The following is a 24,937-nucleotide window of genomic DNA, read 5'->3' as shown; positions in this document are numbered from 1 at the left end:
CCACGGCCGGTCCCCTTCCGGGCCGGCCTCGCGGGGGTCAGCGGCGGCCGATGGCGAACATCGCGATCAGCAGAGCCGCCCACAGGTGGGTCACCGCCACATAGACGAAGACGCGTACGGCGGTGCCCCGCTTCTTCTTCTGCTCGGCGGCGGTGACGTCATTCACCGGCGGGGTCACAGGGGTCGTGAGGGTCTGCTCGGCAGGGGTCGGCTCTACGACGGGCGGCTGTGCGGGGGTCGGCTCGGCAGGGGTCGGCTGCGAGGTGGCCCGCTGGGGGCTCATACGGAGGCCGCCTTGGTGTCGGCCCGGCGCAGCTCGGCGAGGAGTTCGCCCTGGTCGGTGATCATCTCGGTGAGGATGCGCCGGGCGGCCCGCAGCAGCTCGGCGACATCGGGGGTGCTCAGCGCGTACACCACGGTGTTGCCCTCGCGGGTGGAGCCCACCAGGCCGGTGCGGCGCAGCACGGCCAGTTGCTGGGAGAGGCTGGATGCCTCGATGTCGATGGCGGCCAGCAGCTCCCGCACCGGCAGCGGCCCGTCCTGGAGCAGTTCCAGGACGCGGATGCGTACGGGATGGCCGAGGGTGCGGAAGAACTCCGCCTTGGCCTGGTACAGCGGAACAGGCACGGGTCAGCCCTCTCCTTCTTCGTCCACCTCGTGGGGCACCTGGATGCCGTGCAGGGCGGCGAGCCGGAGCAGCCCGGCCACCCGGCCGACGTATGCCTGGACACCGTCGTCGTCTCCGGCGGTGCGGGCGGCGGCCAGTTCCTGCCGTGCCTGCTCCAGCTGCCGGCGCAGCTCCTCGTCGAATGCGCCCATGGCATCTCCAGTCCTTCGAGTGTTCAGCATCTACGAATGTGCAGAAGTCTTCAAATCATTCCCCGAACGGGTGAGGGCCCACCGGCTCGCCCGGACGGGGCCAGGTGTCCCTGGCCTCGGTGTACGGGTAAGCGCCAGGCTGAGTAGAGCGGACTCCCCTCAAAACCCCGACCGTGGAGGTCACCATGGTGCAGAGCGTCATCGCCGGTGTCGACGGCTCCCCCGAGAGCGTGGCCGCCGCCCGCTGGGCGGCGGGCGAGGCGCTGCGCCGGGAACGGCCGCTGCGGCTGGTGCTCGCCTGGCCGTGGCTGTTCAATGCGCCGCCCACGGTACGCGACTCCGACACCGGCCTCGCCCAGGAGATGCTGCTGGAGATCGAGAGCGGGCTGCGCGGCGACTTCCCCGGCCTGGAGGTCTCCGCCGACCGGATCGCCGACCATCCGGCGGAGGTCCTGGTGGCCGCCGCCGAGGGGGCCGAGCTGCTGGTGCTGGGGTCGCGCGGGCTGGGCGCGGTGGCGGGCTTCCTGGTGGGGTCGGTGGGCCTCCAGGTGCTGGCCCGCGCGGCCTGTCCGGTGGTGCTGGTACGGAGCGGCGAGGGTGCGCCGGAGGTGCGGGGCGCGAACGGCACCGGGGAGGTCGTGCTGGGCATGGAGCTGGAGCGGCCGTGCGACGAGGTGGTCGAGTTCGCCTTCCAGGCAGCCGCCCGGAGTTCGGCGCGGCTGCGGGCGGTGCACACCTGGAGCCTGCCGTCGACCTACGGCTATGCCGCGGCGCCGCTCAGCGTGGACCTCACCACCAGCCTCGCCAAGGATGCCGAGCAGGCCCTGGCTGCGGCGCTGCATCCCTGGCGGGAGAAGTACCCGCAGGTGGAGGCGGTGGAGCAGGTGATGCTGGGGTCGGCCGGGCAGGTGCTGGCGGAGGCGGCGGCCCAGGGCGCGGCGCTGCTGGTGGTGGGTCGGCGGGTGCGTACCTCTCCGGTGGGCATGCATGTGGGGCCGGTGGCGCATGCGGTGCTGCACCACGCCCGCTGCCCGGTCGCGGTGGTCCCGCATCCCTGACCAGCGGCCGGGAGGTCCCGGGCGGCCAGGGCCGGTCGGCCCTGGTTCTCCCGTCGTCCGGTCGGGCAGGATGCCCCCATGGGGTCCGCGCGGCCGTGCGGCGGACCGGTCGACGCGAAGGTGGGGCATCTGATGGCGGAGAACGGCGGCGCCGCCGGACCGGAACCGATCAGGGTCTTCCTGCTGGACGACCACGAGGTGGTCCGGCGCGGGGTGCACGACCTGCTGGATGCCGAGCCCGACCTGGCCGTCGTCGGCGAGGCCGCCACCGCTGCCCAGGCCCTGGCCCGGGTGCCCGCGCTGCGTCCGCAGGTCGCGGTGCTGGATGTGCGGCTGCCGGACGGCGACGGCGTCAGCGTCTGCCGGGAGCTGCGCTCGCAGATGCCCGAGCTGGCCTGTCTGATGCTCACCTCCTTCGATGACGAGGAGGCGCTGCTGGACGCCATCATGGCGGGTGCGGCCGGCTATGTGCTCAAGCAGATCAAGGGCACCGACCTGGTCACCGCCGTACGGACGGTGGCCTCCGGGCAGTCGATGCTGGACCCGGGCGCCACCACCCGGCTGATGGCGCGGCTGCGCGAGGAGAAGCACCCGGAGCCGGAGGAGGAGCTGCTCTCCGGGCTGACCGAGCGGGAGCGGCAGATCCTCGCGCTGATCGGCGAGGGCATGACGAACCGGCAGATCGGGCAGCGCCTCTACCTCGCCGAGAAGACGGTCAAGAACCACATCTCCCGGCTGCTGGCCAAGCTCGGCGTGGAGCGCCGTGTGCAGGCTGCGGTGATCGCCACCCAGGCGGCCTCCGCCGGTAGTCCGGGGTTCGGGTCCGGGTTCGGGTTCGGGTCCGGCTTCGGGTCCGGGGACGACCGCAGCGGACAGCCGGGACGCACCCGCCGCTGACCCCGCCGCTGCCCCTGCCGCCGACCCGGCTCCGGCCGACGCATGCGGCGGGCCCGGGTCCGGGCCCGGGCCGAGGTTCGGCTAGCCGTGCCCCAGCGGAGCGCGCCAGATGAGCCGGGTGCCGCCGTCGGACGGGGACTCCAGCAGCAGGGTGCCGCCCAACTGGTCGGCCCGTTCCGCCAGGTTGCGCAGTCCGCTGCGACGGCCGCCCTCCGGGATGCCCACCCCGTCATCGGTGACCGTGAGGACCACCTCGGCGTCGGCCGCCCGCAGCACGATCTCCACCTGGGTCGCCCGCGCATGCCGGGCGGCATTGCTGAGCGCCTCGCGGAGTACGGCCACCACATGGTCGGCCACGGCGGCGGGCACATCGGTGTCGAGCAGGCCCTCCATGCTCAGCCGGGGCGCGAAGCCGAGCGCGGACGCCGCCTCCTCGGCGGCGCGCGCCGCCCGGGCGCGCAGGGAACCCTCGCCGCGGGTGTCCCGGGCCCGCAGGCCGAAGATGGCCGAGCGGATGATCTTGATGGTCTCGTCCAGGTCGTCCACCGCCCGCAGCACCCGGTCCGCCGCCTCCGGGTGGTCGATGAACCGGCCCGCGCTCTGCAAGGTCATCCCGGTGGCGAAGAGCCGCTGAATCGCCAGGTCGTGCAGGTCCCGGGCGATCCGGTCGCGGTCCTCCAGGATCGCCAACTGCTCGGCGTCCCGCCGGTGGTCGGCCAGCTCCAACGCCAGCGCCGCCTGCCCGGCGAACCCCAGCAGCGGCCGGATCTCCTCCTCGGTGAAGAGCGACTCACCCTCGGCGCGCGCCAGCAGCAGCACGCCTCGCAGCTCCTTCTCTGCGGTGCCCATCGGCACGGCCACCGCCGCCCCCAGACCGGCGAAGCGCGGTGGTCCGGCCGTGATCCTCGGGTCCTTGCAGGCGTCCGCGCTGACCACCGGCTCGCCGCTGGTGTACGCGGCGCCGGACAGGGTGCCCTCGTACGGCAGCACCAGACCGTGCCGGGTCTCGGCCCGCACCCCGCTGGAGAACCGCACGGTCAGCTCGCCGGGCCGGGCGGGCATGGCGATGTCGACCACGGCGGCGCCGGTGATCTCCCGGGCGCGCTGCGCGATCAGCTCCAGCACCTGAGCCTGCGAACTGCCTGACAGCAGGGCGCTGGTGATCTCGGCGTTGGCCCGCAGCCACGCCTGACGGCGCTGCGCCTCCTCGTACAGCCGGGCGTTGTCGATCGCCACGCCCGCCGCCACCGCGAGCGTCGAGATCACCGCCTGGTCCTCGGCGTCGAACTGCGCGCCACCCAGCTTGTCGGTGAGGTAGAGGTTGCCGAAGACCTCGTCGCGGATCCGGATCGGCACCCCGAGGAAGGTCCGCATCGGCGGGTGGCCCGGCGGGAAGCCGTAGGAGGCGGGGTGCTCGGCCAGGGTCTCCAGGCGCAGCGGCTGCGGATGCCGGATCAGCTCGCCGAGGATGCCATGGCCGGACGGCAGCGGGCCGATCAGCTCGATCTCCGCCTGGCTGACCCCCACGGTGAGGAACTGGGACAGGGTGCGCCCGTCCGGCCCGATCACCCCCAGCGCGGCATAGCGGGCGTCGACCAGCGTGGCACCGGCCTCCACGATGGTGCGCAGCACCTGGGTGAGGTCCAGTTCGCGGCCGACCGAGAGCACCGCCTCCAGCAGGCTGTGGACCCGGTCGCGGGTGCCCCGGACGGCGTCGATCCGCGCCTGAAGCTCCTCAAGGAGTTCATCCAGCCGCATCTGCGGCAGTCGCGCGGCCCCCTCGTCCCGGCCCACCCTGGTCCTCCTCGGTACGGCGGCCGCCGTACCGGGCCGCCGGTGTCCCAAGGTACCGGCCAGACGGTACGGCCGGGTACCGGACCTGCCAGGTCGCGGGGACCTGCGGACGGCGGCGCGGGCCCTTCGGCCCCAGCGCGGAGCGGCGACCCCGGGGGTGGAATGGAGGGGAAGCGCAGCAGAGCGCCCGCCACGAAGGAGAGACCCCATGAAGGCTGCCGTCGTCCGGGACTTCACCGCCCCGCTCGTGATCGAGGACCGTCCGCTGCCCGAGCCCGCCCCGCACCAGGTACGGGTGCGCATCGAGGCATCCGGGCTGTGCCACACCGACCTCCATGCCGCACACGGCGACTGGCCGGTCACCCCGCAGCCGCCGTTTGTGCCCGGCCATGAGGGGGTCGGCATCGTGGAGGCCGCCGGGGACCAGGTCCGGCACGTCCGGGTCGGGGACCGGGTGGCCATCCCCTGGCTGGCCGACGCCTGCGGCCGCTGCGACCACTGCGTCTCCGGGTGGGAGACGCTCTGCCTGGAGCAGCACAACAGCGGCTACTCGGTGGACGGCGCCCATGCGCAGTACGCCCTCGCCCACGGCGACTATGTGGTGCCGGTGCCCGACGGCGTCGACCCGCTGGACGCGGCGCCGCTCTCCTGCGCGGGCGTCACCACCTACAAGGCGGTCAAGGTCTCCGGGGCCCGCCCCGGCACCCGGGTGCTGGTCTCCGGCATCGGCGGCCTGGGCCATCTGGCGCTCCAGTACGCGCGGATCGCGGGCGCGGAGACGGTCGCCGTCGATGTCACCGACGACAAGCTGGCGCTGGCCCGGGAGTTGGGCGCCGACCATGTCATCGACGCCCGGACCCAGGATGTCGCGGCCGAGGTGCAGCGGCTCGGCGGCGCCGATGCGGCGGTCTCGCTGGCGGTCAGCAATGAATCCTTCCAGGCCGCCTATGGCTCGCTGCGGCGCGGCGGCACCCTGGTCCTGGTCGCGCTGCCGGCCGGGGGCAGGCTGGAGCTGCCGGTCTTCGACACGGTGCTGAACGGCATCACGGTGGTCGGCTCCATCGTGGGCACCCGGCAGGACCTGGCCGACACCTTCCGGCTGCATGCCCTCGGCCGGACCCGGGTGATCCGGGAGAGCCGCCGGCTGGAGGAGGTCAACACCTGCATGGACGAGCTGCTGGCCGGCAAGGTCACCGCCCGCCTGGTGTTCGACCTGCGCTGACCTGCGCTGACCCGTACCAGCGCGACGACCGACCCCGACCGGCCCCGGTCGGCCCCCGACCAACCCCCGACCAGCCCCGACCAGCAGAGACCGGCCCCCGATCACGTCCGAGGAACGCCATGCCCGCCGACGGCCCCCGCACCGCCCCGCTCCCCCATGCACGGATGCGCCTGGACGAGCTGCTGGACGAGCTCCAGGCCCGCGTCGACGCGGCCCAGAGCACCCGCGACCGGGTGCACGGCCTCTTCGAGGCGGTGCTCTCGGTGGGCCGGGAGCTGGAGCTGGACCAGGCGCTGCGGCGGGTGGTCGAGGCGGGCGCCGCCCTGGTGGACGCGCGCTATGCGGCGCTCGGCGTGATCGGTTCGGACGGCCGTACGCTGTCGCGGTTCCTGACGGTGGGCGTCAGCGAGGAGGAGGCCGCCGCCCTCGGTCCCGCGCCCAGCGGGCACGGGCTGCTCGGCGAGCTGATCCGGCACCCGGAGCCGCTGCGGCTGGCCGAGCTGTCCGACCATCCGGCGGCGCAGGGGCTGCCGCCCGGCCACCCGCCGATGCGGACCTTCCTGGGCGTGCCGGTCCGGGTCCGCGACGAGGTGTTCGGCAACCTCTACCTGGCGGAGAAGCGCGGCGGTGGGGAGTTCGACACCGAGGACGAGGTGGTGCTGGCGACCCTCGCGGTGGCGGCGGGCGTGGCGATCGACAACGCCCGGCTGTACGAGGAGGCCCGGCAGCGGCAGCGGTGGCTCCAGGCCGGCGCCGAGGTCACCGGCAGCCTGCTGTCGGGCAGTCCGCAGGCGCAGGTGCTGGGGCTGATCGCCGAGCGGGCCCGGGAGATCACCGGGGCGGCGGTCGCCGATGTGGCCGTCCCGCTGCCGCACGGCGACGAGCTGGTGGTGGAGCTGGCGGTGGGGGACGGCGCGGCGGACCGCGAGGGGCTGGTGCTGCCCTGCGCCGGGACCCTCACCGGGGCCGCCTACAGCGGTGGCGTACCGGTCAGCAGCCCCGATGTCCGCTGCGACCCCCGGATCACGGTGGGCCCGCTGCGCGGCTCCGGGCTGGGCCCGGCCGTGGCCGTGCCGATGGGGGCCGCGGCCGGGCAGGCGCGCGGGGTGCTGATGCTGGCGCGACTGCCCGGGGAGCCGCCCTTCGGGCAGGAGGAGATCCGGCCGCTGCTGGGGTTCGCCGGGCAGGCCGGGCTGGCGCTGGAGCTGGCGGACCACCGGCGGGACGCCGAGCAGTTGGCGATTCTGGAGGACCGCGACCGGATCGCCCGGGACCTGCACGACCTGGCCATTCAGCGGCTCTTCGCCACCGGGATGACCTTGCAGAGCGCAGGGCGGTTCATCGACCACCCGGAGGCGGCGGACCGGGTCCGGCGGGCGGTGGACGACCTGGACGACACGGTGAAGATCATCCGCTCGGCCATCTTCGGCCTGCGCGCCCGGGAGCGCGGCAGCGGGCGCTCCCTGCGGTCCCGCGCCGCCCGGCTGGTGGACGAGGCGGCTGCGGTGCTCGGCTTCGCGCCCCGGCTGCGGATGGAGGGGCTGCTGGACACCGGGGTCGCCGCCGCCGTAGCCGACCAGGTGGCGGCGGCCCTGGGCGAGGCCCTGGCCAATGCGGCCCGGCACGCCCGGGCCAGGCGGGTGGATGTCCTGCTGGAGGCCACCGGCGACCGGGTCGCCCTCACCGTCGAGGACGACGGGGTGGGCATCCCGGAGGGCGGCCGTCGCAGCGGACTGCGCAACCTCGCCGAGCGGGCCGAGCAACTGGGCGGTGCCCTGCTGCTGGAGTCCCCGCCCGGTGGCGGCACCCGGCTGACCTGGTGCGCTCCGCTCAGCGACCGCGCCGCCTGACCGCCGCACCGCCCAAGCGGACAAAACAGCCCAAACAGGCCCGGCCGGGCACCCGCCCGGCCGGGCCTGCGGGGCTCAGCGGGTCCAGGACCAGTCGGCGACCTCGGGCAGGTCGGTGCCGTGTTCCCTGATCCAGCCCTCGTGCCGGAAGCGGACGTCCGCCATCGCCTGCCGGACCGGCGCCGCGCGGACGGCCAGCCCAGGCACCCGGTCGATGACGTCCATCACCAGCCGGTAGCGGTCCAGGTCGTTGCGGACCACCATGTCGAACGGCGTGGTGGTGGTGCCCTCCTCCTTGTAGCCCCGGACATGCAGGTTGGAGTGGTTGGCCCGGCGGTAGGTGAGCCGGTGGATCAGCCACGGGTAGCCGTGGTACGCGAAGATCACCGGCTTGTCGCGGGTGAACAGGGCGTCGTACTCCTGGTCCGGCATGCCGTGCGGATGCTCCCCCTGCGGCATCAGCCGGGCGATGTCCACCACATTGACCACCCGCACCCGCAGGTCCGGCAGATGGCGGTGCAGCAGGTCGGCGGCGGCCAGCACCTCCAGGGTGGGGACATCGCCGGCGCAGGCCAGCACCACATCGGGCTCGCCCCCGCCGCCCTCGCCGCCCTCGCCGCCCTCGCCGCCCTCGCCGCCCTCGCCGGTGGAGGCCCACTCCCAGATCCCGGCGCCCCGGGCGCAGTGGGCGCGGGCCTGCTCCAGGTCCAGCCAGTCGAAGCAGGGCTGCTTGCCGGCGACCACCACATTGACGTAGTCGCGGCTGCGCAGCACATGGTCGGCGACGGCCAGCAGGGTGTTGGCGTCCGGCGGCAGATAGACCCGGACCACCTCCGGGCTCTTGTTGAGCACATGGTCGACAAAGCCCGGGTCCTGGTGCGAGAAGCCGTTGTGGTCCTGGCGCCAGACATGCGAGGTGAGCAGGTAGTTGAGCGAGGCGATGGGGGCCCGCCAGGTCAGCCGGCGGGCGGTGCGCAGCCACTTGATGTGCTGGTTGGCCATCGAGTCGACGATGTGCACAAACGCCTCGTAGCAGGAGAACAGCCCATGCCGCCCGGTCAGCAGATAGCCCTCCAGCCAGCCCTGGCAGGTGTGCTCGGAGAGGATCTCCATCACCCGGCCGCCGCGCACCAGGTACTCGTCGGTGGGCAGGGTCTCGGCCTCCCATGCCTTGCCGGTCACCCCGTACACCGCCTGGAGCCGGTTGGAGGCGGTCTCGTCCGGCCCGACCAGCCGGAAGTCGCGGCGGTCGGCGGTGGCCGCCATCACGTCCTCCAGCAGGTCGCCCAGCACGCGGGTCGGCTCGTGCAGGGAGCCGCCGGGCTTGTCGACCGGCACGGCGTGCTTCTCCAGCGGCGGGACGGGCAGCTCGCGCAGCAGCAGGCCGCCGTTGGCGTGCGGGTTGGTTCCCAGCCGGTGGGCGCCCTCGGGGATGCAGGCGAGCACCTGCGGCCGGGGGCGGCCCTCCGCGTCGAAGAGCTCCTCCGGCCGGTAGGAGCGCATCCACTCCTCCAGCTGGCGTAGGTGGTCGGGGTTGCTGCGCACCTCGGAGAGCGGCACCTGGTGGGCCCGCCAGGTGCCCTCCACCGGCAGCCCGTCGACCTCGGCGGGGCCGGTCCAGCCCTTGGGGGTGCGCAGCACGATGACCGGCCAGCGGGGGCGGTCGGGGATGCCCTCGTCGCGGGCGGTGCGCTGGATGACCGCGATGTGGTCCAGGGCGGTGTCCATGGCCTCGGCCATGGCCCGGTGCACGAGGGCCGGGTCGTCGCCGGTGACATGGATGGGGTGGTGGCCGTAGCCGCGCAGCAGCTCGTCCAGTTCCTTCTCGGGGATGCGGGCGAGCACCGTCGGGTTGGCGATCTTGTAGCCGTTGAGGTGCAGGATCGGCAGTACGGCGCCGTCGCGCACCGGGTCCAGGAACTTGTTGGAGTGCCAGGCAGCCGCCAGCGGCCCGGTCTCCGCCTCGCCGTCGCCGATCACGCAGGCCACCAGCAGGTCGGGGTTGTCCAGCGCGGCGCCGTAGGCGTGCGCCAGGGAGTAGCCGAGTTCGCCGCCCTCGTGGATGGAGCCGGGGGTCTCCGGCGCGACATGGCTGGGGATGCCGCCGGGGAAGGAGAACTGGCGGAAGAGCCGGGCCATACCGGCGGCGTCCCTGGTGACGTCGGGGTAGGTCTGGGTGTAGCTGCCCTCCAGCCAGGAGTTGGCGACCACGGCCGGGCCGCCGTGGCCGGGGCCCCAGATGCAGATCGCGTCCAGCCCGCGGGCGGCGATCACCCGGTTGAGGTGGGTGTGGACCAGGTTGAGGCCCGGGGAGGTGCCCCAGTGGCCCAGCAGCCGTGGCTTGACGTGCTCGGGGCGGAGCGGCTCGGTGAGCAGCGGGTTGGCCAGCAGGTAGATCTGCCCGGCGGAGAGGTAGTTGGCGGCTCGCCAGTGGGCGTCCAGGGCCGCCAGTTCCTCGTCGGTGACCACGGTTGCCTCGGCTGGGGGGCGGACGTCATGCATGACTGCTCCTTCGGGGGATCGCCGTGCCGGGATCGCAGTACGTCACTCGCTCGTCGGCGCGCGCGGTGGCCGCCGTCCTGCCGAGCCTGCGCCGCCCGGGGCCGTCCCGCCAGGGCCGTACGGGGCACCGTGTGCGCCGCACGGCCCGCCGCACGGCCCGCCGCACGGCCCGCCGCCGGGAGCCGCCGCGCGGGACGGGCTCCTGGCGATGGGTACCCGGCGGCAGCCGGGCCATGCTGGGGCGCCGCTCCGTGCCGTGCTCACAGCCCGGCTGCCGCCGCCCCCGCGCGCAGTACGTCGGCCACCATCTGCGGGGTGACCCGGCCGGTGGAGACATTGCGGCGGCTGGGGTGGTAGCAGCCCAGCAGATGCAGTTCCGGGCCGCCGGCAGGGTCGGCCAGGCGCACCCGGGCGCCGTGGCCGAAGGGCGGGCGGGGCCGGGGCAGCCGCCAGCCGGCGGCGGCGAGCACCGGCAGCAGCGCCTGCCAGCCGAACCCGCCGAGGACCACGGCGGCGCGCAGCGTCGGCCGCAGCAGCTCCAGCTCGCGGGCCAGCCAGGGGCGGCAGGTGTCCCGCTCGGCGGGGGTGGGGCGGTTCTCCGGCGGGGCGCAGTGGACCGGCATGGTGATCCGCACGCCGCGCAGCGCGAGTCCGTCGCCTCGGTGGCGGGCGGTGGGCTGGTTGGCGAGGCCGAGGGAGTGCAGGGCGGCGTAGAGCACATCGCCGGAGGGGTCTCCGGTGAAGGCCCGCCCGGTGCGGTTGCCGCCGTGCGCGGCCGGGGCGAGGCCGACGACGGCGAGCGCGGCGTCCGGGGGGCCGAAGTCGGGGACCGGTCTGGCCCAGTACTCCTGATCGGCGAAGGCCCTCCGGCGGACTCGCCCGGCCTCCTCGCGCCAGGCCACCAGCCGGGGGCAGGCGCGGCAGGTGACCAGGTTGGCGTCGAGCTCGGCGAGGTGGTCAGCACCGGGGGCGCGGGCGGCGGGGAAGCCGGGTTCGTCCGGCCGGGCCGGGTGCCGCATCCGCCGTGCTCCTCTCGCTCGCTGCGCCCCGCGCGGGGTGCCGAACGTACGATGGACTGGTCCGAGTGTCCGGCGGCACAAGGAGCGCTGCCATGACCAAGAACAGCACCAAGACCATCACCTGCCGACGCATCTACGAGGAGGCGTCGCCCCGGGACGGGGTGCGGGTGCTGGTGGACCGCATCTGGCCGCGAGGCGTGCGCAAGGAGGACGCCCACCTCGACGAGTGGCTGCAGGATGTCGCCCCGTCCACCGATCTGCGGCACTGGTTCGCCCATCGGCCGGAGCGCTTCTCGGAGTTCCGCCGCCGCTACCAGAACGAGTTGCAGAACCCGGAGCGGCAGCAGGCCGTGGCGCATCTCCGGGAGATCGCCGAGCATGACGGGCTGACCCTGCTCACGGCCACCCGGGATGTCGAGCACAGCCAGGCCGCCGTTCTCGCCCTGGTGCTGACCGACGTGGACTGATCCCGCCCGGGTCACCCCGGCCGTCCGGGTCACCCCGTTCACCCTGTTCACCCCGTTCACCCCGTGTCGCCGAGCAGGCGCAGCAGGGCACCGGACCCGGCGACGGCCACCAGGAAGAGGGCCAGCAGCCGGACCTGGAGGGTCCGGTAGCGGGCGGCGTACTGGCGTTGCAGCTCGCGGGCCCGGTCGGCGATGCGGCAGATGACCGCGCGGGAGACCTCCAGCCGGTCGTCCGTGTACGCGAGCACCACCTCCTCGCGCTGCGGGCCGGTGAGCCAGGGCAGCCGGTCGGCGAACGCCTCGGCCTGCTCCCGGGCGGTGGCGGTCTCGCCCTGCCAGAGCAGATAGCCCTCCAGCTGGTGCAGCCCCCGGACGGACTCCCGGCGCGGGTCGGGTCCGCCTCCGGCGTCGCCTGGCCGCCTCACTGCTCCGGGCCTGCCTCCCCGCCGATCGCGGGCCGGGAGCCCACTGTCTCGCCGGGGAGCCCGTGGTCCTCGAAGTACCCGTGGGCGGCGATGTCGGGGTGGTGCAGATCGAAGGCGGGGGATTCGGAGCGGACGCGCGGCAGGGTGACGAAGTTGTGCCGGGGCGGCGGGCAGGTGGTGGCCCACTCCAGGGAGCGGCCGTAGCCCCAGGGGTCGTCCACGGTGACCTTCTCGCCGTACTTGGCGGTCTTCCACACGTTGTAGAGGAACGGCAGCATCGACAGGCCGAGCAGGAAGGAGCCGATGGTGGAGACCGTGTTCAGGGTGGTGAAGCCGTCGGAGGCGAGGTAGTCGGCGTACCGGCGGGGCATGCCGTCGGCGCCCAGCCAGTGCTGCACCAGGAAGGTGGTGTGGAAGCCCACGAAGAGCGTCCAGAAGTGGATCTTCCCCAGCCGCTCGTCCAGCATCTTGCCGCTGAACTTGGGCCACCAGAAGTAGAACCCGGCGAACATCGCGAAGACCACGGTGCCGAAGACCACGTAGTGGAAGTGGGCGACCACGAAGTACGAGTCCGAGACATGGAAGTCGATCGGCGGCGAGGCCAGCAGCACCCCGGTCAGACCGCCGAAGAGGAAGGTCACCAGGAAGCCGACCGCCCAGAGCATCGGCGTCTCGAAGGAGAGCGACCCCCGCCACATGGTGCCGATCCAGTTGAAGAACTTCACCCCGGTCGGGACCGCGATCAGAAACGACATCAGCGAGAAGAACGGCAGCAGCACCTGCCCGGTGACATACATGTGGTGCGCCCAGACCGTCACCGAGAGGCCGGCGATGGCGATGGTGGCCGCGATCAGACCGGCGTAGCCGAACATCGGCTTGCGGCTGAAGACCGGGAAGATCTCCGAGACGATGCCGAAGAACGGCAGCGCGATGATGTACACCTCCGGATGGCCGAAGAACCAGAAGAGGTGCTGCCAGAGGATCGCGCCGCCGTTGGCCGCCTCGAAGACATGGGCGCCGAACTTGCGGTCCGCCTCCAGCGCCAGCAGCCCGGCGGCCAGCACCGGGAAGGCCAGCAGCACCAGGACGCCGGTGAGCAGAACGTTCCAGGTGAAGATCGGCATCCGGAACATCGTCATACCGGGGGCGCGCATGCAGATGATCGTGGTGATGAAGTTGACCGAGCCGAGGATGGTGCCGAAGCCGGAGAAGGCCAGACCCATGATCCACATATCGGCGCCGATGCTCGGCGAGTGGACGATGTCGGAGAGCGGGGAGTAGGCGAACCACCCGAAGGACGCGGCCCCCTGCGGGGTGAGGAAGCCGCACACCGCCATCAGCGAGCCGAAGAGGTAGAGCCAGTAGGCGAACATGTTCAGCCTCGGGAACGCCACATCCGGCGCACCGATCTGCAACGGCATGATCCAGTTGGCGAAGCCGGCGAAGAGCGGCGTCGCGAACATCAGCAGCATCAGCGTGCCATGCATGGTGAACGCCTGGTTGAACTGCTCGTTCGACACCACCTGGGTGCCCGGCCGGGCCAGCTCGGCCCGCATGACCAGGGCGAGGATCCCGCCGATCAGGAAGAAGGCGAACGAGGTGACCATGTACAGCGTGCCGATCTTCTTGTGGTCGGTGGTGGTCAGCCAGTCGACCACCACCCGCCCTCGGCTCGTCCGCACCGGCGGGGGCGGTTGCTCCGCCCCCACCTGGCCCGTCGTGTCAGTCGTGGTCACCGGGGCACTCCTCGCGATCGACAGCCCATCTCGACCGGATCACGATGACACGAGCCACTGACAACAACCAGTAATCACCCGAATGCGTACTGCAATCGGGGGACGGGTCCGGCGGTGCCCCGGCGCGTCATAATCGGTACCACCGACGGGGTCCCGCAGAGAGAGGAGCCGCTGTGCCGGCCGTCTTCGGCATCCGCACCACCGTGAACGGGCCCCTGCCCGAGCGCGCACCCGATCGGACCGTCAGGGCGCAGGCCCGGCCGGTCCCGCCGACGCCGGGCGGCGGCCGATGACGGAGTCCGAGCCGGAGCCCCTCCCCCGGGTGCTCTGCGACCTCGCGGCGCTGGCCGCCGACGCCGACGCCTCGGCCTCCGGCGCGCTGTGGCGGCTGGCCGAGTCCGGCCGCCAGTTGGACGCCAACCTGGTCCGCCTGCCGCCCGACCAGCGTGTCGCCGCCCACGCCGAACCCGACCTCGACGTCCTGCTGCTGGTGGTGGCCGGCGGCGGCACCCTGTACGGCGGCACGGAGGGGGCGGCCCGGCAGCTCACCGGGGGCACCCTGCTGTGGCTGCCGCACGGCTCCACCCGGGAGCTGGCGGCCGGGCCCGACGGCCTGGCCTACCTCACCGTGCACCGGCGCCGCCCCGGGATGCGGATCCGGCCGACGCCTCCCGGGTGACGGCGACCGGCTGACAGCGAGCGGGCGACGGCGACCGGGCGACGGCGAGCGGGCGACAGCGAGCGGCTGGCGGCGACCCGGTGACGTTCGGCCCCACCGGCCGGGACCGCCGGGCCCTGCGCGACCCCGGCCGATGGATGCACCCTGGTGGCATGACCTGACAGCACGATCCCCGCCCGAGGAGGGGATGGCCATGCCCGCACCGGTCCTGGACGCCAAGACCCTGGAGGCCCTGGTCTCCGCAGCGGTCGCAGCCCCGTCGATCCACAACACCCAGCCCTGGCGGTTCCGGCTGGACCCGGCCACCCGCGTCATCGAGGTGCACGCGGCCCCGGAGCGGGCCCTGCGGCTGGCCGACCCCACCGGGCGCGCGCTGCACATCTCGGTGGGCGGCGCGGTGTTCAACCTGCGGGTCGCCGCCGCGCACTTCGGCTGGGAACCGGTGCTGCGGCTGCTGCCCCGCCCGGCCGACCCGGGCCTGCTCGCCGCCGTCCGGCTGGCCGGTCCACCGCGCGCCGCCGGTACGGACCGCGCCGACCTGTATGAAGCGGTCTGGCAGCGGCACTCCAGCCGGCTGCCGTTCAGCGACACCCCGGTGCCCGACGCCGTGCTCGCCGAGCTGGTCGCCGCCGCCCGCACCGAGGGCGCGGAGCTGCGGCTCCCCGGCCCGGCGGAGTCGGCCCGGGTACTGGCGCTGACCTCCGAGGCGGAGCAGCGCAACACCGGCGAGCCGGGCCGCCGGACGGAGACCCGCTCCTGGATCACCGAGCCGGGCGAGGGCCCGTACGGCATCCCTTCGAGGGCGCTGGGCCCGCAGGACGCGGCGGCCAGGATGCCGATGCGGGACTTCTCCGGCCACCCGCTGCGGCAGCACCAGGAGACGGCACCCTTCGAGGAGCATCCGCGACTGGCGGTGCTGACCACCCGTCATGACCGCCGGGTGGACTGGCTGCGGGCCGGGCAGGCCCTGGAACACGTCCTGCTGGTGCTCACCGCGCACGGCCTGCGCGCCTCCCTGCTGCACCAGCCGATGGAGTGGGCCGACCTGCGCTGGCTGCTGCGCGACCCGCAGTCCGAGGTGTGCAGCCCGCAGATGCTGATCCGCATCGGGTACGGGCCGCAGGGCCCGGCCACCCCGCGCCGCCCGGCCGCCGAGACGCTGGCGGAGGAGAAGGGCCTCCCGCACCCCGCCACCCGCGCCCGCTGACCCCCGCCCCGCCCCGCGTAACCTGGCCGGACCGAGAACGGGCATGGTCAGGGAGGGCTGATGCGGCGGGGCGGGGCGATACCGGCGCGGTTCGTGGACGGCTATCCGGAGCTGCTGGCGGAGGTGTCGGCCACCGGCCGGCTGCCGGGCCGCACCGAGCTGGACGGCCTGCGCCACCTGGGCGAGCAGGCCGCCGAGCAGGGCCACGGCCTGCGCGGACTGGTCGGCCTCTATCTGCGGGCCACCCGGCGGGCCTGGGACACCCTGCCCGGCGTCACCGGCGCCACCGGCGCCGCCGAGCTGCGCCGGACCGGCGGATCGGTGCTCGCCGCCGCCGACGCGGCCGTCGCCGCGCTGGCCGAGGGGTATGAGCGGGCGCAGCGGCTGGCGGTGCGCCAGGAGGAGGCGGCCCGTCAGGAGTTCATCGACGACCTGCTCTACGGCCGCAGCGACCTGGGCCGACTCTCCGAGCGGGCCGAGCGGTTCGGCCTGCGGCTGGCCCGTGCGCACACCGTGACGGTGGCCTGGAGCGGTGAGCGGTACGACGACGCCCATCCGCTCGCCCGGCGGCTGGAGCGGGAGCTGGTGGGCCGCTTCGGTGAGCACCAGGTGCTGCTCACCACCAAGGAGGGGCGCCTGGTGTGCATCGCCCCGGCCGCCGAGACCTCCGTACCCGAGGCGCTGGCCGCCCTGGCGACGGCACCCGAGGCGGGCGGCCCGGGGCGGCTCCAGCTCGCGGTGGGCCGCCCGCACAGCGGCCCCGCCGGGGTGGTGCGCTCCTACGAGGAGGCGCTGAGCGCCATCGAGCTGGCGGAGCGCCTTGGGCTGGACGCGGCCATGCTGAGGGCCGCCGACCTGCTGGTCTTTCCGGTGCTGCTGCGGGACCGGGCGGCCATGGCCGATCTGGTGCTGACCGTGCTGGGGCCGCTGCGCGAGGCCCGCGGCGGCGCCGAACCGCTGCTGGAGACACTGGCGGCGTACTCGGCGGCCCGCTATGTGGGCGCGGAAGCGGCCCGGCAGCTGCGGCTGAGCGTCCGTGCGCTGACCTACCGGCTGGACCGGATCCGGACGCTGACGGGCTATGACGCGGACGATCCGCTCCAGCGCTACACCCTGGAGACCGCCGCGATGGGCGCCCGGCTGCTGGACTGGCCGGCGAGACCGCTCTGAGGCGCCCGGTGGACCTGGGGCACCCTGCCCCCGGCAGTACGGGTTTCCGACCCAACAGGGAAGACATCTGGCGATCCGTCAGCACAAATCCGGCGCCGACCTGCCCTGTCCTCCGAACCCCGGATGTCAAAGCGGTGTAAAGACTGCCGGGTTCCGGCAATGTGGCCGCACCGTCCCACCCGCCAGAATGGCTCCGTCGGAACACCTTGACACCGGGCGCCGAAGGCACCCCGGGCAGGTCGGCCCGGCACGGCCTACAGGCCGGGAAGGGGGAGGTGCAAAGTGACGGGGTTCATCGACGCCGCGCTGGGCTTCCCGGCCGTAGTGTTCAGCTTTGCACTGCTGGTGGTGGTCGCATACTGGGCCGTCGCCCTGCTCGGCGGATTCGCGGGCGATGCGCACCACCACTCGGGTGACGGCCATGACGTCGGCCATGACGCCGGCCATGCCGCCGACCACGATGCCGGTGACGACGGCCCGCACGGCTTCGCCGGGCTGCTGGCCGCCGCCGGCCTCGGCGGTGTACCGGCCACCGTCTCCCTCTCCCTGCTGATCGCCCTGACCTGGTTCGCGAGCCTGGTCGCCACGGTGCTGCTGGACGGCCTCCACCGCACCGGCGCCCCCACCCTGGTCACCGCCCCGCTGGCGGCGCTGGCCCTGCTGGTGGCGGTGCTGGTCGGCTGGCTCGCCACCCGGCTGCTGGTACGGCCGCTGCGCCGGATCTGGCCGGATGTCCGGCCGCCGTCCCGCCATGGCTTCGTCGGGCTGACCTGCGTGGTCCGCACCGGGCGGGTCGACGCGGGGTTCGGCCAGGCCGAGGTGACCTCGCCCGACGGCTCCTCGGCCGTCATCCAGGTGCGGCAGACCGACGATGTGCCGCTGACGGCCGGGTCCACCGCACTGATCTTCGACTACGACAGCGACGGCGAGTTCTTCCGCGTCATGCCGTACGGGCAGCAACCGGCCCTCTGACGCGCCGCCGGCCGCACACTCCCGCTCCACCAATCGATCCGACTCCTGGGACTGCTCATGGACGCCATCACCACCGGCCTCGGCGTACTCATCGCCGTCGTCCTGCTCATCGCACTGGGTGCGCTGCTCATGATCGGCCGACTGTTCCGCAAGGTGGAGCAGGGCAAGGCACTGATCATCTCCAAGACCCGCGCCGTGGACGTCACCTTCACCGGGGCCATGGTGCTGCCGGTGCTGCACAAGGCCGAGGTGATGGACATCTCGGTGAAGACCATCGAGATCGCCCGCACCGGCCGCGAGGGCCTGATCTGCCAGGACAACATCAGGGCCGACATCCGGATCGCCTTCTTCGTCCGGGTCAACAAGACCGCCGAGGACGTCATCAAGGTGGCGCAGGCCATCGGCACCGAGCGGGCCAGCCACCAGGAGACCCTCCAGGTGCTGTTCGCCGCCAAGTTCGCCGAGGCGCTGAAGACCGTCGGCAAGCAGCTGGACTTTGTGGACCTCTACACCAAGCGCGAGGAGTTCCGGGACCGGATCATCGGCGTCATCGGCACCGACCTCAACGGCTACCACCTTGAGGACGCGGCGATCGACTACCTTGAGCAGACCCCGATGAGCCAGCTGGACGCGGCCAACATCCTGGACGCCCAGGGCATCCGGAAGATCACCGAGCTGACCTCGCTGGAGCATGTGCGGACCAACGAGTTCGAGCGCACCGAGGAGAAGGAGATCACCCGGCGGAACGTCGACGCCCGGGAGGCCGTGCTGGAGCTGGAGCGGCGCCGCGCGGAGGCCGAGATCAAGCAGCGCCGGGAGATCGAGACCCTGCGGGCCCGCGAGGAGGCCGAGATCGCCCGGGTGCAGGAGGAGGAGCGGCTCAAGGCGCACGCGGCCCATCTGCGCACCGAGGAGCAGCTGGGCATCCAGCAGGAGAACCAGGCCCGGGAGATCGCGGTCGCCGAGAAGAACCGCGAGCGGGTGATCGCGGTCGAGGCCGAGCGGATCGAGAAGGCCCGGCAGCTGGAGGTCATCGCCCGGGAGCGGGAGACCGCGCTCACCCGGATCGCCGCCGACAAGGAGGTCGAGGCCGAGAAGCGCTCCATCGCCGACGTGGTGCGGGAGCGGATCGCGGTGGAGAAGACCGTCGCCGAGCAGGAGGAGGCGATCAAGCGGCTGCGGATCGTGGAGGAGGCCGAGCGCACCCGCGAGGCGCTGGTGATCCAGGCCGAGGCCGAGGCGCAGGAGAGCCTGGTCAAGGACATCAAGGCGGCGGAGGCCGCCGAGCAGGCCGCCCAGTTCAAGGCGCGCGAGGCGCTGGTGCTCGCCGAGTCCCGGGAGAAGGCCGCCGAGTTGGACGCCCGCGCCGCCGTACGGCTCGCCGACGCCGCCCAGGCCAAGGCCGCCGCCGAGGGGCTGGCCGCCGCGCAGGTGCGGCTGCGGGACGCCGAGGCGATCGAGAAGGTCGGCATGGCCGAGGCCGCCGTGGAGCAGCAGAAGGCGCTGTCCGCCGCCGCCGTGGTGCGGGAGAAGCTGAAGGCGGAGGCCGAGGGGCTGACCGACAAGGCCGCCGCGATGGCCAAGCTGGACGAGGCGGGTCGGGGCCACGAGGAGTACCGGCTGCGGCTGGAGGCCGAGAAGTCGGTCCGGCTGGCCGGTCTGGACGCGCAGCGGCAGGTCGCCGAGGCGCAGGCGGCCCTGCTGGGCACCGGACTTCAGCAGGCGAAGATCGACATCGTGGGCGGGGACACCGTCTTCTTCGACCGGCTGGTCAATGCGGTCTCGCTGGGCAAGGGCATGGACGGCTTCGTCCAGCACTCCGAGACCGCGCAGGCGCTCGGCAAGTCCTGGCTGGACGGCTCGGCCGACTTCACCGAGGACCTGACCAAGGTGCTGAGCTCGTTCGGCTCCGGCGACCTGGCCAACCTCGGTCTGAGCGCGGCGGTCGCGCAGCAGTTGAGGGGGACGGACGGCGAGCAGCTGCGGGCGCTGCTTGCCGAGGTGCAGCAGCGGACGGCGGTCGTCCCGGCCGCCAACGGCACCGCCCAGCAGTAGGCCCGGCCCGGCAGTGAGACCAGGAGCAGCCCTGGCGGCTGCTCCAAGCCGACCGGCAGTGAACAACCCGGCCGGCAGTGAACAACCCGGCCGGGGCCGGGTCCGTCCGAGGGAGATCCGATGAGCGACACCACCGCAGCGCCGCAGGCGGCGGAGGTCGACACCGCCACCTATGAGGTGCTGCGGACCCGGCTGTCCGACCGGGCCGCCGAACTGGCCCGGCGGGCCCGGGAGTTGGACGGACGGCGGCGGGAGGCGTTCGGCGGTACGCCGCTGGAGCCGGTCGCCGCCGTCCGGGCGGCCACCGCGCAGCCCGGCGCGGCCCGCGACCTGGCCCCGCTGGGCGGGCTGCTGCTGCTCGGCCTCTTCCCCGCCTCGGCCCGGGACGACGTGCCCGAACCCGAGGACGTGCTGGCCGGGTATGTGCCCGGCGACGGCGACCCGGCCCCGGCCGCCGTGCCGGGCCTGCTGGACCACCCGGAGTTCCGCCGCGACTTCGCCGAGCTGCACCGCTACTACCGCGACGCCCGGCTGCTGCGGCTCCAGCGCACCGGCACCCGGCTGCTGGCTGCCTTCCGCACCGGCCCGGACCCCGCCGACCTGCGGGTGCTGCGCTGGCGGGTGGACGCCGACGGCGGGGTGGCGTACCTGGACAACCGGGGCGAGCGCGACCTGGAGCGCCCGGAGCCGCACGACGTCCACTGGACCGCCGCCACCCGCGAGGACCACCTGCCCGGCCGCCACCCGCAGATCGCGGTGGCCGGCGGCGCGCTCCATGTCTCCACCACCGGCGGCAGCCTCACCGTCCGCAGCGACCCGGACACCGAGACACCGCGCGGCGAGCTGCACCGCGAGCCGGTGGACGAGCCGTTGCAGTCGCTCGCCGACGCCGATGTGGAGTACGCCCGGGTCGGTCCGGCGCTGGTGCTGCTGCGGGTGCGCCCCTACAAGGAGGACGCCTGGCGGTACCTGGTGCACACCGCCGCCACCGGCCGGGTGACCCGGCTGGACGCCATCGGGCAGTCCTGCCGGCTGCTGCCCGAGGACCAGGGCGTGGTCTTCCCCGGCGGCTACTGCCTGGCCACCGGGGCGGTGCGCACCTTCGACACCGACGTCGAGGGGCTGGAGTTCCAGCGGGTGGTGCGCTCCGCCGACGGCGAGGACGTGCTGTACGCCTTCGCCGACCCGGCGGGCGGCCGGGCGCTGCTGCTCCCGTACAACACCATCCGGCAGGAGGCCGCCACCCCGATCCCCTGCGGCGGCTGGGCGCTGCTGGCCGACGGCACGCTGGCCGTGCTGCGCGGCGGCGAGGAGCAGTCGCGGCTGCACGCCGTCCAGCTGTGGCGCACCCCGTTCGCCTCCGAGGCCCATCTGGCGGCGACCCGGCCGACCGGCGGCGGGCCGCTGGAGCGGATCGGCAACCGGGAGCTGGTGCAGGGGGTCGCCGACTGCCTGGCGGCGGCGCGGGCGGCGCAGCGGAGCGCCCGTGACGACGCCACGTCCACGGTCGGCTTCGAGCAGCTGGTGGGCGCCTGCGGCCGGGCACTGGACCGCTACCACTGGCTGGGCGAGCCCGAACTGGGCGGCCTGCTCGACCCGCTGACCGCGCTGCGGAACACCGCCCGGCAGGTACTGGACGAGCACCGCCGGGTGGAGGAGCTGGCGGCGCGCGCCGTGGCCGCCGTGGAAGAGGCCGAGGCCGAGGGCGCCTCGCTGATGCGGCGTGCCCGCAGCGAGCTGCCGGACGACGCCGAGGGCTGGGTGGCGCAGCTGGCCGGGCTGCGCCGGGCCCGGGGGCGGCTGGCGGGCCTGCGCGAGCTGCACCGGGTGGACCTGGACCGGGTGGCCGCGCTGGAGGCGGCGCTGGACGGGGAGTTGCACGCGGCGGCCGGCCGGGCCCTGGACTTCCTGGCCGGTGAGGGCGCCTTCGCGCCCGCGCTGGCGGCGGCCGGCCAACTGACCGCCGAGGCCCGGGAGGCGGCCACCGACGCCGAGGCGGCGCAGACCGCCGAGCGGATCGCGGCCCGCGCCGACGGCCTGGAGCTGGTCACCGAGGTGGTCGGCGGGCTGGAGGCGGCGGACGCCACGGTGCGCACCGCCGTACTGGAGCGGATCGGCGAGGCGGTGGGGGCGCTGGGCGCCGCCCGGGCCGTGCTGGACGCCCGCCGCCGGGAGCTGCGGGAGGCCGAGGGGCGGGCGGCTTTCGAGGCCGAGTTCGCCCTGCTGGCGCAGAGCGCCACGGGCGCCCTGGCGGCCTCCACCACGCCCGAGCGGTGCGAGGAGCAGCTGGGGCGGCTGCTGCTGCGGCTGGAGGGCCTGGAGACCCGCTTCGCCGACTCCGACGGGCTGCCGGAGCGGCTGGAGGCCAAGCGGGAGGAGGTCCAGGGGGCGTTCGCGGCCCGGCGGCAGGCGCTGCTGGACGAGCGGGCCCGCAGCGCCGACCGGCGGATGGCGGCCGGGGAGCGCATCCTGGCCGGGGTGCGGCGGCGGGCGGCGGGGCTGGGCTCGCCGGAGGAGCTTTCCACCTACTTCACCACCGACCAGGCGGTGGCCCGGGTGCGGGCCGCCGCCGAGGAGCTGCGGGCGCTGGGCGACCCGGTACGGGCCCAGGAGCTGACCGGCCGGCTGGACGCGGCCCGCCAGGAGGCGGCGCGGGCGCTGCGCGACCGGCTGGACCTGGACGGCGGCGACGGCACGCTGCGGCTGGGCCGCCACCGGTTCGCGGTGGCCGACCCCAAGCTGGAGCTGACCCTGGTGCCGCACGGCGACGGCCTGGCCTTCGCCGTCGCCGGGACCGACTACCGGGCGCCGGTGGACGACCCGTCCTTCGCGGCCACCCGGCCGTTCTGGGACCAGCCGCTGGCCTCGGAGTCCCCGGAGGTCTACCGGGGCGAGCACCTGGCCGCCGCCGTGCTGGCGGAGGCTGAGGCGTCCCCCGGGCTGCTCGCGGCCCTGGAGGCGCCGGACGGCCCGCTGGAGGCGGTCCGCAGGGCCGCCGCCGACCGCTACGACGAGGGCTATCAGCGCGGCGTCCATGACCATGACGCGGCGGCGATCCTGACGGCGCTGCTGCGGCTGCGCTCCGATGCGGGCCTGCTGCGCCACCCGGGGGCCGCCCGCGCCTCGGCGCAGCTGTTCTGGGCGTACGGCACCGACGAGCGGGCCCGTACCGGCTGGCTGACCCGGGCGGGTTCGCTGGCCCGGGCGCGGGCCGCCTTCGGCCCCGCACCGGCCGTGGCCGAGCTCTGCGCGGAGCTGGACGCGGCGGTGGCCGCCTTCACCGCGCGGGCCGGACTGCCCGCCGCCCCGGGCGCCGGGGGCTACCTCTTCGAGGAGCTGGCCGGGGAGCAGCCGGGCTTTGCGACCGGCGTGGGCGCCCGGGAGCTGCTGGCCGCCTTCCACGCGGCGCTGGGCGGTCCGGACTCCGCCGCCCGCAAGGAGTACGAGGACGATCTGCGGGCGCTGGACGGTGAGCTGACGGCCCGTCATCAGCTGGTACGGGCCTGGCTCGGCTCCTGCGCCGCGTCGGGCGGCGACCCGGACCGGTACGCGGCCGACCTGGACGAGGCGGTGGCGGTGGAGCTGATCGGCGACGCCCTCCCCCGCCGGGACTCGGCCGCGCCGCTCACCGCCACCGTGGAGGGCCTGCTGGGCACCCACCCGAGGATCAGCGGCGGGACGCTGCGGCTGCGGCTGGACGAGCTGCTGGAGCGCACCCGCCGCTTCCGGGAGCAGCGCGTCCCGGCGCACCGCGCCTACCAGCGGCAGCGGGCCGAGCTGGTGGCCGCCGAGCGGCGGCGGCTGCGGCTGGACGCCTACCGGCCCCGGCCGCTCGGCGGCTTCGTCCGCAACCGGCTGATCGACGAGGTGTACCTGCCGCTGATCGGCGACAACCTCGCCAAGCAGCTGGGCACCGCCGGCGACGCCGGGCACGGCGACCGGTCGGGCCTGCTGATGCTGATCTCCCCGCCCGGCTACGGCAAGACCACGCTGATGGAGTACGTGGCGGCCGCGCTTGGCCTGGTACTGGTCCGGGTGGACGGCCCGGCGCTGGGCCACCGCACCACCTCGCTGGACCCGGCGGAGGCGCCCGACGCGACCGCCCGCCAGGAGGTCGAGAAGATCAACTTCGCGCTGGAGCTGGGGAACAACGTCCTGCTCTACCTGGACGACATCCAGCACACCAGCCCCGAGCTGCTCCAGAAGTTCATCCCGCTCTGCGATGCGCAGCGCCGCATCGACGGCGTCCAGGGCGGCCTGGCCCGCAGCCACGACCTGCGCGGCAAGCGGTTCGCGGTCTGCATGGCCGGCAACCCGTACACCGAGTCCGGCCGCCGCTTCCGCATCCCCGACATGCTGGCCAACCGCGCCGACGTGTGGAACCTGGGCGACGTCCTGGCGGGCCGGGAGGACCTCTTCGCCGCCAGCTACCTGGAGAACGCGCTCACCGCCAACCCCGTGCTGGCCCCGCTGGCCGGGCGCGACCCGGCCGACCTGGAACTGCTCACCGCCATGGCCCAGGGCACCGAGCCGGTCCGCACCGACCGGACGGCACACCCCTACCCGCAGCCCGAGCTGGAGGCGGTGCTCGCCGTGCTGCGCCATCTGCTGGGGGTCCGCGAGGTGCTGCTGGCCAGCAACCGCGCCTACATCGCCTCCGCGGCAACCGCCGACGCCTCCCGCACCGAGCCGCCCTACCTGCTCCAGGGCTCCTACCGGGACATGAGCCGACTGGCCGGGCGGATCGTCCCGGTGATGGACGCCGAGGAGGTCGAAGCCGTCCTCGACGACCACTACCGGGGCGAGGCCCAGGCGCTGGGCGCCGACGCCGAGGCCAATCTGCTCAAGCTGGCCGGGCTGCGCGACCGCCTCACCGCCGAGCAGGCCGCCCGCTGGGCCGAGGTCAAGGCCGGGTATCTGCGCGAGCGGGCGCTGGGCGGCTCCGGGGACGACGCCCTCGCCCGCGCCGTGGGCGCCCTGGGCCTGCTGGCGGACCGGGTGGGGGCGGTGGAGGCCGCCATCACCCGCGCCACGGAGCGGCCCAGGCGGCCGGTCTGAGGCCCGG

The 24,937-nt window shown here is 74.3% G+C and carries 19 protein-coding genes; 11 read left to right on the top strand and 8 right to left on the bottom strand.

Translation table 11 applies throughout. The annotated features are described in order from the left end of the window. Positions 1-37: 37 nt before the first annotated feature. From C7M71_RS30740 to C7M71_RS18185, 3 genes are read right to left on the bottom strand one after another with little or no spacing between them, the layout of a single operon-like run. Positions 38-283 (bottom strand): DUF6126 family protein, encoded by a 246-nt coding sequence (locus C7M71_RS30740; protein WP_162824297.1) that lies wholly within the window; start codon positions 281-283, stop codon positions 38-40. After that, entirely contained in the window at positions 280-627 is a 348-nt protein-coding gene (locus C7M71_RS18190) for an ArsR/SmtB family transcription factor (protein ID WP_111492095.1), read from the bottom strand. Before C7M71_RS18190 ends, C7M71_RS30740 begins: the two co-directional genes overlap by 4 nt. Positions 628-630: 3 nt before the next feature. Then, complete coding sequence (locus C7M71_RS18185) at positions 631-819, bottom strand: hypothetical protein (protein ID WP_111492094.1); 189 nt, start codon at positions 817-819, stop codon at positions 631-633. Positions 820-1,004: 185 nt separating this feature from the next. Between C7M71_RS18185 and C7M71_RS18180 the strand changes: the two genes are divergently transcribed. After that, on the top strand, positions 1,005-1,877 hold the full coding sequence (locus C7M71_RS18180; protein ID WP_111492101.1) for a universal stress protein: 873 nt from the start codon (positions 1,005-1,007) through the stop codon (positions 1,875-1,877). Between the two features lie 132 nt (positions 1,878-2,009). Then, positions 2,010-2,774, top strand: a complete 765-nt coding sequence (locus C7M71_RS18175; RefSeq protein ID WP_111492100.1) for a response regulator — start codon at positions 2,010-2,012, stop codon at positions 2,772-2,774. An 81-nt stretch (positions 2,775-2,855) separates the two neighbouring features. On the opposite strand, the gene C7M71_RS18170 is transcribed toward C7M71_RS18175, so the two are convergent. Next, positions 2,856-4,568: a GAF domain-containing sensor histidine kinase gene (locus C7M71_RS18170; RefSeq protein WP_111492093.1), complete on the bottom strand. Its 1,713-nt coding sequence runs from the start codon at positions 4,566-4,568 to the stop codon at positions 2,856-2,858. Between the two features lie 208 nt (positions 4,569-4,776). Here C7M71_RS18170 and adhP point away from each other — a divergent pair, with 208 nt between their 5' ends. Continuing rightward, positions 4,777-5,790, top strand: coding sequence for an alcohol dehydrogenase AdhP (gene adhP / locus C7M71_RS18165; RefSeq protein WP_111492092.1), 1,014 nt, complete (start codon positions 4,777-4,779; stop codon positions 5,788-5,790). A gap of 119 nt (positions 5,791-5,909) precedes the next feature. Continuing rightward, positions 5,910-7,640: a sensor histidine kinase gene (locus tag C7M71_RS18160; RefSeq protein WP_229758789.1), complete on the top strand. Its 1,731-nt coding sequence runs from the start codon at positions 5,910-5,912 to the stop codon at positions 7,638-7,640. Between the two features lie 75 nt (positions 7,641-7,715). Here C7M71_RS18160 and C7M71_RS18155 read toward each other — a convergent pair whose 3' ends face one another. Both C7M71_RS18155 and C7M71_RS18150 read right to left on the bottom strand, forming a co-directional pair. Then, complete coding sequence (locus C7M71_RS18155) at positions 7,716-10,142, bottom strand: phosphoketolase family protein (RefSeq protein ID WP_111492091.1); 2,427 nt, start codon at positions 10,140-10,142, stop codon at positions 7,716-7,718. Between the two features lie 260 nt (positions 10,143-10,402). Continuing rightward, positions 10,403-11,161, bottom strand: a complete 759-nt coding sequence (locus C7M71_RS18150) for a uracil-DNA glycosylase (RefSeq protein ID WP_114914426.1) — start codon at positions 11,159-11,161, stop codon at positions 10,403-10,405. Between the two features lie 92 nt (positions 11,162-11,253). On the opposite strand from C7M71_RS18150, the gene C7M71_RS18145 reads away from it, so the two are divergent. Next, positions 11,254-11,628: a DUF488 domain-containing protein gene (locus C7M71_RS18145; protein ID WP_111492832.1), complete on the top strand. Its 375-nt coding sequence runs from the start codon at positions 11,254-11,256 to the stop codon at positions 11,626-11,628. Positions 11,629-11,684: 56 nt separating this feature from the next. On the opposite strand, the gene C7M71_RS18140 is transcribed toward C7M71_RS18145, so the two are convergent. Then, complete coding sequence (locus C7M71_RS18140) at positions 11,685-12,053, bottom strand: hypothetical protein (protein ID WP_111492833.1); 369 nt, start codon at positions 12,051-12,053, stop codon at positions 11,685-11,687. After that, positions 12,050-13,762: an aa3-type cytochrome oxidase subunit I gene (gene ctaD, locus C7M71_RS18135; RefSeq protein ID WP_229759151.1), complete on the bottom strand. Its 1,713-nt coding sequence runs from the start codon at positions 13,760-13,762 to the stop codon at positions 12,050-12,052. Before ctaD ends, C7M71_RS18140 begins: the two co-directional genes overlap by 4 nt. 316 nt (positions 13,763-14,078) lie before the next feature. Here ctaD and C7M71_RS18130 point away from each other — a divergent pair, with 316 nt between their 5' ends. The 6 genes from C7M71_RS18130 to C7M71_RS32685 all read left to right on the top strand — a co-directional run bounded on the left by C7M71_RS18130 (position 14,079) and on the right by C7M71_RS32685 (position 24,930). Beyond that, entirely contained in the window at positions 14,079-14,468 is a 390-nt protein-coding gene (locus tag C7M71_RS18130; RefSeq protein ID WP_111492834.1) for a hypothetical protein, read from the top strand. 193 nt (positions 14,469-14,661) lie between these two features. Then, positions 14,662-15,675, top strand: coding sequence for an Acg family FMN-binding oxidoreductase (locus tag C7M71_RS18125; protein ID WP_111492839.1), 1,014 nt, complete (start codon positions 14,662-14,664; stop codon positions 15,673-15,675). 60 nt (positions 15,676-15,735) lie between these two features. Further along, complete coding sequence (locus C7M71_RS18120; RefSeq protein WP_111492835.1) at positions 15,736-16,845, top strand: PucR family transcriptional regulator; 1,110 nt, start codon at positions 15,736-15,738, stop codon at positions 16,843-16,845. A gap of 282 nt (positions 16,846-17,127) precedes the next feature. Continuing rightward, positions 17,128-17,817 carry an OB-fold-containig protein gene (locus C7M71_RS18115; protein WP_111492836.1) on the top strand — a complete coding sequence of 230 codons (690 nt, stop codon included), beginning with the start codon at positions 17,128-17,130 and terminating at the stop codon, positions 17,815-17,817. A 57-nt stretch (positions 17,818-17,874) separates the two neighbouring features. Continuing rightward, complete coding sequence (locus C7M71_RS18110; RefSeq protein WP_111492837.1) at positions 17,875-19,872, top strand: flotillin family protein; 1,998 nt, start codon at positions 17,875-17,877, stop codon at positions 19,870-19,872. A gap of 120 nt (positions 19,873-19,992) precedes the next feature. Next, on the top strand, positions 19,993-24,930 hold the full coding sequence (locus C7M71_RS32685; RefSeq protein WP_114914425.1) for a DNA repair ATPase: 4,938 nt from the start codon (positions 19,993-19,995) through the stop codon (positions 24,928-24,930). Positions 24,931-24,937 lie beyond the last annotated feature (7 nt).

Origin of the sequence: Peterkaempfera bronchialis, assembly GCF_003258605.2 — a bacterium.
In the GTDB taxonomy this organism is placed as follows: Bacteria; Actinomycetota; Actinomycetes; order Streptomycetales; family Streptomycetaceae; genus Peterkaempfera; species Peterkaempfera bronchialis.
Note: the sequence above shows the minus strand (reverse complement) of the source record. Positions and strands in the feature narration are given on the sequence as shown.